Here is a 12,458-nt window from a genome sequence, read left to right on the forward strand (position 1 = left end):
TGTGGACCCGCACGCCCGAGAAAGTCGCTACTCTAGTGCTGGCAACATTTACCGAAACAAGAGGATGAGGATGCCCGAGTCTGCAGAGCGCGAAAAGTCGACTGAGCGCGAGAAGTCTACGCGTAAAGCCAAGGAGACCCGCGAGAAGAAGGGCACGTCCAGCGCTTCAAGCTCGAAGAAACCAGCTCCCAAGGGAACCAAGAGGGGAATCGAGCAGCAAGAAGAGCGGCGGCGCCGCGCGTCTTCCCGCAAAAAGGTGAAGCCGACCGAAAGGCATTCGCCACGTTGGTGGGCTCCGCTGATGGTGACGTTGATGGTTCTCGGCCTGCTGGTTGTCGTGGTCGCCTACGTTTCTGGTGGTGGCCTGCCCGTTTCTGCCTGGTCAGGATCGAACAATAACCTCTTCCTCGGCTTTGGCGTCATGCTTGTCGGCTTCCTTATGACAATGGGCTGGCGGTAGCTTTCACCTGGTCGACGGCGCAACCTCCCGACGAGGCTCGCGGGAAGCGCTTCACACGATGCTCTGCGATGGAGGTTCCCGGTAGCCGAGAGGTAGGCGGAAACACGTGGACATCGGAGCGGCTCACGAACCTGCTCGAGCGGTCGGTGCCATGACTTCGGGTGGGCCGGGCGGTAGATGGTAGATCAAGTGGCCTGCGCGATGGCATCGGGTGGCCCGTGCAATAGCCGCGGGTGGCCTGTGAAATTAATCAGCTGGCCTGCCCAATGGCTTCGGATAGCCGCACAATGAGACCACATTACCGCTCTAATACCCCGGGCAGTGCGCTGCGCACGATCCACAGCTGTGCACACAACTGTGGAAAATTACATGGGTGTTATTCGCCGTGTACGGCGGCGTCACTCCACATGGCTCGGCATCTGCCGAGCCATTTCATCTGTGCAACGCGTGCCGGGACTATGCAGGTTGGGGTCGATGCAAGTCCGGCTCCATACGGGTTGGGAGTTCCGCAGGTTGGGATCGACGTCGGTGAGTGGCGCGGCAAATGGCACGTAAAGGCCAGGATCTACGCGCATCGGGGTCTGGCAGCGGTGCGGGGGTCGGTTGCCACTGCCGGGGGCCAGGATCCACGCGCGCCGGGATCTGGCAGGACGGGAGTGCCGCGCGCCGGGATCTGCGCAAGACGGGGTCCATAAGCGATTATGAGCACGGCCCGAACATGCCCGTGCTCAGCTCTTGCGGCGTCGAAACACTTCACAGACCGGGTAGCCGTGGTACTTCCACACCTGCTTTTTCACCGCCGATTCGCCTCAAGTGGAAACACTTCACAAGCCGTGGTACTTCCACACCACGAGAACCAGTAATACCAGCGCTGTACCCACAATAACCGCCACGTCACGCACGCTGCGCTTCCGGCGTGTCCAATCCCGTCGATGCGGCAGCATTAGCGCCATCATTGCGGCACCGGTAATGATTCCTCCGAGATGCGACTGCCACGAAATGTTCATACCAGGCATGAAGGTAAGGACCAGATTCAGACCAATGGTCACCAAGATCATCGTGGTGTCCACGCCGAAATGGCGGTACAGCACGAACAGAGCGCCGAACACACCGAACACCGCTCCCGAGGCGCCAACCGTTGCGGTTATCCAAGTCTGCCCAAGCGGATCGGCTGCCAACAAAACGGTCACATTACCCGCCACCGCAGACAGAAGATAAATCGCCAGAAAACGGAGCCGCCCAATAGCCGGTTCCAGCGCTGACCCGATGAGCCACAGCGCGTACATATTGAGAAGAAGGTGCCAAGGGCCGGCATGCAGAAATGCGGAGGTCAGGAAACGCCACGGCTCGGCGTCGCCGACAAGCGGAGCGAAAACCATCCACCCGCCGATCTGCGAATGAACTCGTTCCACCAGGGCAACCAATACACACGCAATTACAAGGGTGATCGTAACCCACGGCTTATGCGGACCCAGGCCGAAAAAGCGTGATAGCCAGGACGGCTGCTGAGGGGGCACGCTCGCGCTCCTTTGGCGCGGGACACCAGAGGAGTACGAGCTGTACCCGCCAGCATCGCTATGCCTGAGATCTCCAGATTCCTCCGCGAATCTGCCGCCGTCCTGACTCATGAGCTTGAGTCTACTCCGTAACCGTCACGGATTCGATCACAACGGCATCCAGTGGACGATCCGCCGCGCCGGTAGCGACCTGCGCGATCTGATCGACAACTCCCTGCGACTGCTCGTCATTGACCTTGCCGAAAATCGTGTGCTTGCCCTGCAGCCAGGGAGTTGGTGCAACCGTGATGAAGAACTGCGACCCGTTGGTTCCTTTTCCCATCCGAGTACCAGCATTGGCCATCGCAAGAATGTAGGGCTCGTTGAAATTGAGCTCCGGGTGGATTTCGTCATCGAAGGTATAGCCGGGGCCTCCCGTCCCCACGCCCAGCGGATCGCCACCCTGAATCATGAACCCGGCAATCACGCGGTGGAAAATAACCCCGTCGTACAGCGGATCGGTAGTCTTCTCGCCGGTGGCGGGATGTGTCCACTCCCGCTTGCCGGTGGCGAGCTCGGTAAAATTGGCCACCGTCTTCGGCGCATGATTCGGATATAGTTCGACGACGATGTCGCCGTAGTTCGTATGCAGAGTTGCTTCCATGAGATACATTTTCCCACAGTGGAGGCGATGGCGCGCGGGTACCGCTGTCAGCGAATGTTAAGAAAGGCGCCGGGCACGGGCGTTCGGCCGGACGAGCAACTCCGCAAAATGTGGAGCCTGAACGAAGCGCCACACATGCAGATATCACTCGGTTAGCAATGGACGGGTACAGCTGTCAGCGAAGCGAAGCCCCGCAGAAGGCTGACATTAGTCGTGCACTGGGCGAGAATAGGGGGAAGAATAGAACACAGTGGCTCCGTCGGGCCATGGCGGTATAGCGATGGCCGACCGAGGAGGCATACCGAGGTCCAAGGAGATTGTCATGTCCATCCAACGAAAAGAAACCGCCGAGTACACCCGAAAGCTGGCCGAGGACTTGGCCGAGCAAGCCATTGTGGCTGGTAAGCAGGCATCGGCTTTTGCCGCCCAGATGGCAAGCCAGGCACAGGACCTAGCCGTCCAAGGAAAGGAGTGGGCGGCTCCCCGCGTCGAAGACGCCGCCACCCGGTTACGGCCCGTCGTCGAGGATGCACGTGACCGCGCCGCTATCGCCAAAGAGAAGGTTGTGACCGAGTACATCCCGAAAGCAAAACGCGTAGCGAAGGCTGCCGCCGCCGCAGCACGGGAGTCGGAAGGTGATTTCCGCACACGCGCCCTCGCCGTCCAGACCTCAGCCACTAAGGCCCTGGCCGAACCAGCACCCAAGAAGAAGCGGCGGGGCAGCAAGCTGTTGTGTACCTGCGCAATTCTCACCGGAGCGGCTGGTGCCGCGTACCTGCTGTGGAAGCGGTCGCAGCCGGTAGAGGACCCATGGGCAGAGGCGTATTGGCAGGATCCGGAGGATACGTCGGCCGGAACGCAGGAAGCAGCGGCGGCGTCGGAAACACCCGCCACTGCTCCATCACCAGCGGATGCCGCCGAGACCCTGGCAGAAGCCGTGGAAGAGGCCGCTGCGCAGGCGGAGGAAGCGGCCGCGGATGCCCCAGAAAAGGCAAGCAAGGGCCCCAAGCATAGTGCCGATTCGGCAGGCGAATAGAGTCGGCAGGCGAATAGAAATAGAGTCCTGATCCAGTGTGGCCCCGCGCGTCGGCCTGGGGCCACACTGCGCGCTGCGAGTGCTCTTACGCCAAAAGATCACGACACTGTTGCACCGGGCCTTTACATGCGACTATTGATGCATGGATATTCCACAGAGCATGCGTGCCTACCAATTGCACGAGACGGACGACGGCGTCCGCGGTCATTTCATCAACGCCACTCCTGAAGATCTTGGGGAGGGCGACGTCCTCGTCCGAACCACCTATTCCTCCGTGAACTACAAGGACGGTCTGGCGGGGACAGGCAAAGCAACTATTGCCCGAACTCTGCCGTTAATCGGAGGGTGCGACGGCACCGGCGTCGTTGTCCACGCCGGTGAATCGGGAATGGCTGCGGGGCAACGGGTCGCCATGATCGGCGCCTCGCTATCCGAGCGGCATGCGGGCGGGTATTGCGAATACATGCGGGTGCCCAACAGTTGGGTTGATCCTCTTCCTGATCACCTGGGCACCTGGGAGGCCGCCGTTTTCGCCACGGCCGGGGTCACGGCCGCCGCCGCCATTTTGCGCCTGGAGGCTGTCGGCATCACACCGTCCTCCGGCCCCGTGGTCGTCACCGGTGCTAGCGGCGGTGCCGGCACTCTCGGAGTGGCCATGCTTGCGCAGCGCGGCTATGAGGTTACCGCGGTGACCGGGAAGCCGGAGGCGGCGCAGTTACTTACCGAGCTTGGTGCGGCCGAGATTCAGCCGCGCCCAGATCTGAGCGGGAAACCCCGTGCGCTGGAGCACGGCCACTGGGCCGCGGCTGTTGATAACGTCGGCGGTGACACACTCGCCTGGCTGATACGCACGATGCAGCCCGGCGGGGCCATTGCCTCCTACGGAAACGCGGGAGGGAACGCCCTGCACACCACCGTGCTGCCGTTCATTCTGCGTGGAATCAGCCTACTCGGCGTCAATGTGACGGCCTTGCCCTTCGATCTGCGTCACCGTATTTGGGCAGAGTTGGCGGGCAAACTTCCTCTTGAAACCTTCCGCAAAATCGGGCACACCGTTGACTTCGACGATCTGCCTGCGGCACACGAGCGCATTGTCACCGAAGGAGTGATCGGACGTACCGTCGTGCATATCTCCGACGCCGATGGCGCCCCGCGCGATAGGTAGCTGTACGATCGAGCTGCGAATGGCGCGGTCCCGGCTGGGCGGTGACCCAGCGGTGGCCGCCCGAGCTGCAGACCCTTAGCTCAGCGGGGGTCCTTCGCGCATTCGGCCGCTGCGATGAGACCCGAGCTGCATACCCCGGCTCGGCGGGGTGGCTGCCGGGTTGCCGCATACTCTGGCTCGGCGGCTCCAGTACTGCCCGAACTCATGCGCTCGTGTCAAAATCCCGTCCAAACACCTGCGCCTTTCCGGCGACCGCGACAAAACCGCAGGTCACAGCGCCGCACTAAACTGGAACCCTTCAAAAAACGCTTGTTTGGACGGGATTTGGACACACAGCACCCCGACACCCCGGCTACCGGACCGTAGGAGTAGCCGCGCCTGCGTATATCAAGTCAACGCGACGAAACCGGACCTGACGTCTCCGCCGTGTACGCCTGATGACCTTCGCAGTTGTACCGGTTCCGGGGCGGATCACCGTCACTTCCCGGCACACCCTGACGAACTCGCACCATCCTGCGGTGCGAATGAATCCTATGCACGAGCGCGGGCCCCAGTCGTACGGTTCGATCCGCCAGCCTGCGATCAGATGAACCCTATGCGCGGGCGGGGACCCCTTTTTTGCGGCCTAATGCGGAGCGTATGCCTAACTGGAATGAACCCTATGCGCGTGGGTTCCTTTCGAGTGTCGGACGAACGGTGCCGGCAGCACGACTAACCCTATGCGCGCGGGCCCCTTGCTTTATCCAGGTGGAAGATAGGCGCCAAACCGGAATGAACCCTGCGCGCGCAGGTCTCTTCCTCGGCACCTGCCGCCGTTCGAGTCACTGTTATCGCCGTTCGAGTCACTGCTATCGCAGCGCGTGGTCGGCCAAATAGTCGCTCACCGCCTGCGCACTATTCGGCGCCTCCACCAGGTGTTGAGGCCGGGCGAGCAGTTCGGCGATCACCGGCGACTGTGCCGGAGCACGATCTCCTAGCGCCTCCGCCACGGTATCGCCGAATTTCGCGGCTTTGGCCGTCTCCAAAACGAGCGTGACGGAGCCGCCGTCGTTCACATGCCGACGCGCCACCGTGATGCCGTCGGCGGTATGCGGATCGATGAGCACGCCGCACTCATCAAAAACGCTACGGATTGCAGCGAGACGATCCGCATGGCTGCTGGCACCGGAAACAAAGCCGTACTCATCTGTGAGGCGGCTCTGCCACGAAGAAAGATCGAGGCGCCCGCTTCGCTCCAGCTCGGGCCACCTGACCTGGAACTCTTCCGGACCGAGCAGTTCCCAAATGAACCGCTCCAGGTTTGAGGCCTTCGAAATGTCCATCGAGGGGCTGGAAGTGGCAAGCGTGTTCTCCCGCGAGCGCGGCACGTACACACCGGTGCGGAAGAACTCGTCGAGCACATTGTTCTCATTGGTGGCCAGGATCAGCCGACCGATCGGTAGCCCCATGCGCCGGGCCAGGTGCCCCGCGTAGATATTGCCGAAGTTCCCGGAGGGTACCGTGAAGTTGACACGGACGTCATCACGCTCAGCAGGGGCGACGCCGTCAGTTATGCGCAGCCACGCCCAGAAGTAGTAGACAATCTGAGCGGCAATGCGCCCGAAGTTGATGGAGTTGACGGCACCGATGGAATTCGCCTGCTTGAAGGCGGCGTTGCCATTGATCGCCTTGACGATGTTCTGGCAGTCGTCGAAGACGCCGTCGACGGCGATATTGTGAATATTGGGATCAGTGAGAGAGTACATCTGTGCACGTTGTACCGCACTCATCCGTCCGGCGGGAGAAAGCATGAAGACAGAGACGTTGCTGCGCCCGCGGAAGGCGTACTCCGCCGCCGAACCAGTATCGCCCGAGGTGGCGCCGAGGATATTCAGCACCCGCCCCTCACGAGCCAACACGTATGGCACGGCCTGGCCAAGGAACTGCATGGCAAGGTCCTTGAAGGCCATGGTCGGGCCCTCTGACAGGCCGACGAGGTAAAGCGATGGGTTCAGCCGGGTCAGTGGCACGGTTCCGGCAGTGGGGAAGTTCTTCTCCGAGTAGGCGGCTGCGGTCAGCGCAGCGAGGTCGGCTTCAGGAATATCCGTTGCATACAGGCCGATGACGGCGGCAGCCAGCTCGGGATAGGTGAGTTCACGCCAGCGCTCGCGCTGGGCTGCCGATACGGACGGGATCACCTCCGGGACCACCAGTCCGCCGTCGGGCGCCAATCCGTCAAGAAGGATCTGGCAGAAACCGGCCGGGGCCATCTGCCCGCGCGTCGAAATGTACTGCATCTGCGTCTCCTTCACTATCGGATGACATGTACGAGGTCACCTGGGGGATTGCACGTGCAAGGTTACCTGCGGATTACACGTACGAGGTTACCTGGCGGCGACGACGGGAGCCATCCCGGTCCATCCGTGGGTGAAGATCCGGTGTCGCGGGCCCCGCCCTCTCCTCAACCGCAACAGAACTGCGCGTTCCGCTCTGTTTCCTCAGCTCGCAGCCCCAACTCACCTCAGCCCCGGTGGGGCTGAGTCACGGAGACCCGCGTCCACTTGTCATATCGTCCTAGTTTCGCGGCAGCGGTAAAACGGGCTGGTGCTTGTACTCTATGTATAAGCGCGACCGCACCCGCCGGGCGCGGGTGTGCCGGCAGGCGTCATATGTACGGGTGCGGCGGCGGGCTCCTAAAACTACAGGGCAGGCTTGACGCACAAGTGTGGCCGCGCGTGCCTACTACACGGCAGCCTTTACGCACAAGCACGCTGGCACGCACCCGCCTACCACGCCCCACCCGCCTACCACGGCACACAGAGCGCGAGGAACCGAGGATTCGATGACATACGAGAAGGTAACCGCTTACATCCCCGCCCTTGAGGCAGGGCTCGACATGGAATGGATCGAAGATCGGCGGGAGCTCGCGCCCGGAGAACCGCGCCATTTCCCCTATGTGCGTTACGGCCCTGAGGTGTACGAGTTTCTGGACAGCTTCTACGGAATCCCTGCCGTCACCGATTACGAGGACACACTTGACGAACTCGGCCTGTGGCACAGGAAAGAGGGAATCTACTCCCTGCGGGTAGAGGAAACACCCGGCGAAATCATCTGCGGCCTCTTTTTCCGGGTTCGGCGCGCAGAACGCTTCTCGGAAGGCTCGATCTGGAGCTTTATCGACAGCGGATTTGCTCTACGCTGCCTACGCCGGCTCAAAGCGCTTGACGGCGAAACCGCCGACCAGCAGGCGTGAGGTGACGGCCGGCCAATAAGCGCCGCGTCATCTTGTCTGCCGGCATTTACCCTGCATTCCTGAAATCCTGTGAAAACCCTGGGTAGGTTGAGCGCCACGCCGTCTGTCCATTGACACCAGCAACCCTCATCGGGTTAGCTTCTCTCGAAAGTAGTTTTGAGCGCTTCCAGATTTGCTCACCCTTTCGTGGACACGTGCGAAGTGGTTATGCATCCGGTGTAGACAGAGGCATGCGGATGTGCGGACAGAGGTGCTCATCGTGCATACGTGGTGCAACCGCATCTCGTGCACGACTGCCAGATAGTAAGGAAACCAGCATGGTCAAGATTGGTATCGTTCTCGGATCGGTTCGCGACTTCCGCTTCGGCGAGCAGATCGCGCAGTGGGTCATGGATTACGCGCAGACGCGCGGAGACGCCGAATTCACGCTTATCGATGTGAAGGACTTCGATCTTCCCTTCGTCACCGACGCCGTACCCCCGATGCAGAAGAACAAGCAGTACGAAGATGAGCGCGTACAGCGCTGGTCGAACACCATCGATGAACTCGACGGTTTTATCTTCATCACCTCCGAGTACAATCATGGCGTCCCCGGTGCCTTCAAGAACGCCGTCGATCACCTGTCCTCCGAATTCGCAGGTAAAGCCGTTGCCTTCATCGGCTATGCCAGCGATGGTGCCATCCGCGCCGTCGAGCAGTGGCGGACCGTTGCCGGCGGGCTGTCTATGTACGACATTCGTCCGCAGCTGACGCTCTCGCTCTTCTCCGATGCCAAGGATTGGCGCGAGTTCACTCCCGCTGAACTTCGCTCCCGAGAGCTTGTCAACCTCGTTGACGAGCTCGTCGCGACGACGACGAAGCTGCGCGGTTGAGGACGCTCAAGCATGAAGCAGGGGGCGGGTCCGCCATATGGCGGACCCGCTCGTCATGTGCCATGACGCAGCTAACGGAGGAATACGAAGCGCTTCATGCGTCCACCGCTGCACGACAACCGCATGCAGCCCGGAGAGCAACGCCGCACGCATCGGAGGCCGATGATGGCGCCCAGTCTCACACCCTGACGATGTCGTCGAACAGCTCGCTCTCTGTGTTGGTGTGTGAGACGACAATGAAACTACGCTCTTTCGCTTGTGCCGCATCGCGCAGCGCGCCTATGAGAGTTCGCTGCTCTTCCATCGGCAATGCACTGAGCGACTCGTCCAACACCACCAGCGGGCACGACACTGTTAGCGCATAACTTGCAAGAAGCCGTTGCCGCTCGGACCGTGTCAGCTCTCCAACTTCGCGATGCTCAGCCTCGCACCTCTCCATGCGTCCGTCGAGCGACATACTCGTTCCCACCACCAGCTTCGCGTCGGCGACGGAGATCGTCTTTACCGGGAAGTCGTCATCGAGCAGGACACCGCCAGTTTCTTCAAGTAGGCCGCGCAACGCAATGCTCTTGCCCACACCGGTTCTACCCATAACCAGAACAAGACGACTCTTCTGCCCGAGTACAGCACGCTCGAGCCGCGATTGGATCTCCATTGCCAGTGGAACCGGAGGGATACTTGCCTCTTGTGCGGTCGTGAGTGCCAATACCCGCGAGGCTGTTGCGACAGACACGCTAATCGATTGCAACGCTTCAATGATGTCCGGCAGCTGCCCCGCAATCGTGAAGACGAAGTAAGCGACAACAGTCGGCGCAATGATCCCCTCCGGATCCATCTGCAACGCGATGCCGGTACCCAAAGCGAATACCGCGACACCGGCGGCCTGAAGTTCGGTGCGCCGCCGCATCATCGCTTGCACCAGGGCATTCGCGGCATTGAAGAAAACGGCTTCTTCACGCCGGTAGGCCGTCCATGCTGCCGCACGTAGCCGCGGGTGAATCGCGCCCGGGTCGTCGTCGAGCACCGCAGTTGCAAGCGCCATAAACGTCCCACGTGCCTCCGCCTGCTGTGAGACTGCGGCGATCATACGGCGTTCCCCGAGCCGATACAGCATGAAGGCACCAGGCACGAGCACCACAACGACCACCGCAACCGGCGGATACCCAACCGCCAAGGCTCCGATTACGACGACGACCTGCGTCACCATGGCGACCACACGAACCAGTTGACCCGGAATATCCATTTGCATGGTCGAGAAGTCTTCGCCGAATCGCCCGACGATTTCGCCGGTGCGTCGTGGACTCGCCACCAGTGCGAAGCGTTCCGCCACCCGAGCATGCAATGAGGTCAACCGACGCACGGGCAAATGGAATTGCAACCAATTGACCGCCAGTACCACCGCGGTTAGCGCGACGAGGAAAAGGCCAAGAGCACGAGCCACGGCGACGTCATCAGCAGGGGCTACCGCGTCCAAGATCATCGGAAGGAACGCGTGCAGAAGCGACTGTGCGAGGACCGTGACACATAATGCAGCAACGCCCGGCCTACCCAAGATCAACCGCAATGCTTCCACAAAGCGTGAAAAGGAAGGCCGTGGCGTATCAAATACAACGTCCTGAACGTCCTCGGCACCATGACGTTCCGATACTGCAGCAGGCTCTTTATTCTCCGGGATAGAGTGCTCCGGCTCCTCACCGGGAACAGGCACGCCCTTCGGTTCCTGCCGCGCCTTAGCGTGTGGGGAATTATCTTGCCCCGGCGCCGCAGCGAGAACGCCAGCCGCCTCAGCGCTGCCACCTGTTGTCATTGTGCTGTCGGTGGGCACCAATATGCGGTCGTTCCGCGTCACCACAAGGTGCTGATCCACGCGGATGCCATATATCGCCTGCCCGACGACGACTATCCGCCGCTTCGCCATCACCACCCGCTCCAGTAAGCGCCGTCTACTGGCGGGATCGATAGCACCCAGAGTCGTCGTCTCGATAATGCACGGTCCGCCAGTAACCGTGAGCGCCACCGCTAGTGCCAAACGATGACGTTCACCGCGTGATAACGAAGGTAGTCGGCTCACACTGTCCGCCATGTTCAGGTCTGCAGGAAGTTCAAGCACGCTCATCCAGCGCTGGATTTCATCGCGTTCTTCTTCGCTCAAGGATTCGTACCACGCGGTCAATACAGCAGCGGACATTCTGGGGTCCGCTGAGATCCTTCCCCACGCTCCGGTTACGCCGATCACCCGCGCAGCAGACCGTAACTCTGCTGCAGTATCGTCGTCGACCGGCTCAAGCCATGTGATGCCCGGCTTCCCATCCACAGTGTTGAATACAGAGGTGTCCGTGGTAGTGCCCTGAGCATCACGCCGCTTATCCCACTCCTTGAGCATTGGGATTGTCAGGCGCACTACACGATAATTCACAACAACCTCGTTGAGCGCATCGAATAGCAAGTTGGCGGCGACTAGAAGAGCAACCAGGCTCAACGCCTGACGACCGGGACGGGCAACGAATACCAATGCGGCGATACCAATGACAACAGGTACTGCCGCAGATCCCAATGAGCCATTGATTACCTGCAGACGAGCTCGCTTATGCAGAACAGGAATCTGCGCGCTGCGCCGTTCCTGCAGCCAGTCAGCAACGTGCCCATGCAACCGGGCTAGGCGTAGCCGCCACGCCGCATCGCTCATGTCACGAATCCGATCCACACGGGAGGCTTCGCTCGCGATGTACTCCTTGTAGACACGGCCAATAGGGTGGACAAGCCAGAAAGTCGCGCCGACGAATATCAGGATCCCGCCTAAGGCGACCCACCCCGTCGCTCCGTATGTCACGATCGCAAAGGTGCCAACCACAAGTGCACGCAGCAGCGAGATGACAAGGTCGATGACATAGGAAAACTGGCTGATTTGCAGGGGATGCGTAGTGAAACGCCCCGTGCTGTGACCGTCTCTTGCGCCGTCGGAGATTGCCTCATCAAAGAAGATACGAAAGGCGAGGAAACGCACGCTGATAACGAGTTTGAGCTCGGCGCGCTCCTTTATCCAGCCGATGACCACGGCTAGTAGGTACGCGCCGATCAGGATCCCCGCCCACAACCATGCGTCGTCTGCTCGTTGTGAGTCAAGCGCGTGGCGGAATCGTTCAAACAAGTACGGAACGGCTCCGATGGCGGCTGTGGCGAAAAGACCGGCGACTGCCACTGTAGCGGCGAGGCCGGGGCACGCGGCAAGGAACCCGAGCCAAGCGCGTAGCCCGCGTCTGCCGCTTATGCGCCTACGGAGTCGCCGATAGCTGTCGTCCATCTTCACAAAGCAATCGTAATTGACGGCACCGACACAACTGGCCGCGCTACTCACCTGAGACAGTGGTCGTACCGCTGCGATAGTGGTCGCGCTGCTGAAGTACCAGCCGTACCGCTGGGATAGTGGTCACGTCGCCGGGAGCGCGCCTACACATTGTTGCTCCGGTGTTCGGAATGCGCTTCGCCAGCTAGGCTAGGTACCGAACGACAGTGACGTCGAAACACTACTGATC

The 12,458-nt window shown here is 60.9% G+C and carries 9 protein-coding genes; 5 read left to right on the forward strand and 4 right to left on the reverse strand.

Translation table 11 applies throughout. The features are described from left to right. Positions 1–70 precede the first annotated feature (70 nt). Positions 71–460, forward strand: a complete 390-nt coding sequence (locus EKN07_RS04245; protein ID WP_126145721.1) for a cell division protein CrgA — start codon at positions 71–73, stop codon at positions 458–460. 824 nt (positions 461–1,284) lie between these two features. On the opposite strand, the gene EKN07_RS04250 is transcribed toward EKN07_RS04245, so the two are convergent. Both EKN07_RS04250 and EKN07_RS04255 read right to left on the reverse strand, forming a co-directional pair. Continuing rightward, the gene (locus EKN07_RS04250; RefSeq protein ID WP_241228134.1) at positions 1,285–1,977 is read right to left on the reverse strand and encodes a rhomboid family intramembrane serine protease; all 693 of its coding nucleotides are present in this window, start codon (positions 1,975–1,977) and stop codon (positions 1,285–1,287) included. Between the two features lie 121 nt (positions 1,978–2,098). After that, a complete protein-coding gene (locus EKN07_RS04255) occupies positions 2,099–2,620 on the reverse strand; it encodes a peptidylprolyl isomerase (RefSeq protein ID WP_108714664.1) in 522 nt (173 codons plus the stop codon). A gap of 322 nt (positions 2,621–2,942) precedes the next feature. On the opposite strand from EKN07_RS04255, the gene EKN07_RS04260 reads away from it, so the two are divergent. Both EKN07_RS04260 and EKN07_RS04265 read left to right on the forward strand, forming a co-directional pair. Further along, positions 2,943–3,656, forward strand: a complete 714-nt coding sequence (locus EKN07_RS04260) for a hypothetical protein (RefSeq protein WP_206435673.1) — start codon at positions 2,943–2,945, stop codon at positions 3,654–3,656. Between the two features lie 142 nt (positions 3,657–3,798). Next, the gene (locus EKN07_RS04265) at positions 3,799–4,821 is read left to right on the forward strand and encodes an acryloyl-CoA reductase (protein WP_240611293.1); all 1,023 of its coding nucleotides are present in this window, start codon (positions 3,799–3,801) and stop codon (positions 4,819–4,821) included. An 848-nt stretch (positions 4,822–5,669) separates the two neighbouring features. Here the strand turns inward: EKN07_RS04265 and thrC are convergent. Continuing rightward, positions 5,670–7,097 carry a threonine synthase gene (gene thrC, locus EKN07_RS04270; protein WP_126145723.1) on the reverse strand — a complete coding sequence of 476 codons (1,428 nt, stop codon included), beginning with the start codon at positions 7,095–7,097 and terminating at the stop codon, positions 5,670–5,672. 545 nt (positions 7,098–7,642) lie between these two features. Here thrC and EKN07_RS04275 point away from each other — a divergent pair. Both EKN07_RS04275 and EKN07_RS04280 read left to right on the forward strand, forming a co-directional pair. Next, a complete protein-coding gene (locus tag EKN07_RS04275; protein WP_126145724.1) occupies positions 7,643–8,053 on the forward strand; it encodes a DUF6508 domain-containing protein in 411 nt (136 codons plus the stop codon). 317 nt (positions 8,054–8,370) lie between these two features. Further along, a complete protein-coding gene (locus EKN07_RS04280; RefSeq protein ID WP_108714660.1) occupies positions 8,371–8,925 on the forward strand; it encodes an NAD(P)H-dependent oxidoreductase in 555 nt (184 codons plus the stop codon). Positions 8,926–9,103: 178 nt separating this feature from the next. Here the strand turns inward: EKN07_RS04280 and EKN07_RS12495 are convergent, their stop codons facing one another. Continuing rightward, on the reverse strand, positions 9,104–12,232 hold the full coding sequence (locus EKN07_RS12495; protein ID WP_164546596.1) for a hypothetical protein: 3,129 nt from the start codon (positions 12,230–12,232) through the stop codon (positions 9,104–9,106). Positions 12,233–12,458: the final 226 nt, after the last annotated feature.

Source organism: Actinobaculum sp. 352, assembly GCF_003957265.1.
GTDB lineage: Bacteria > Actinomycetota > Actinomycetes > Actinomycetales > Actinomycetaceae > Asp313.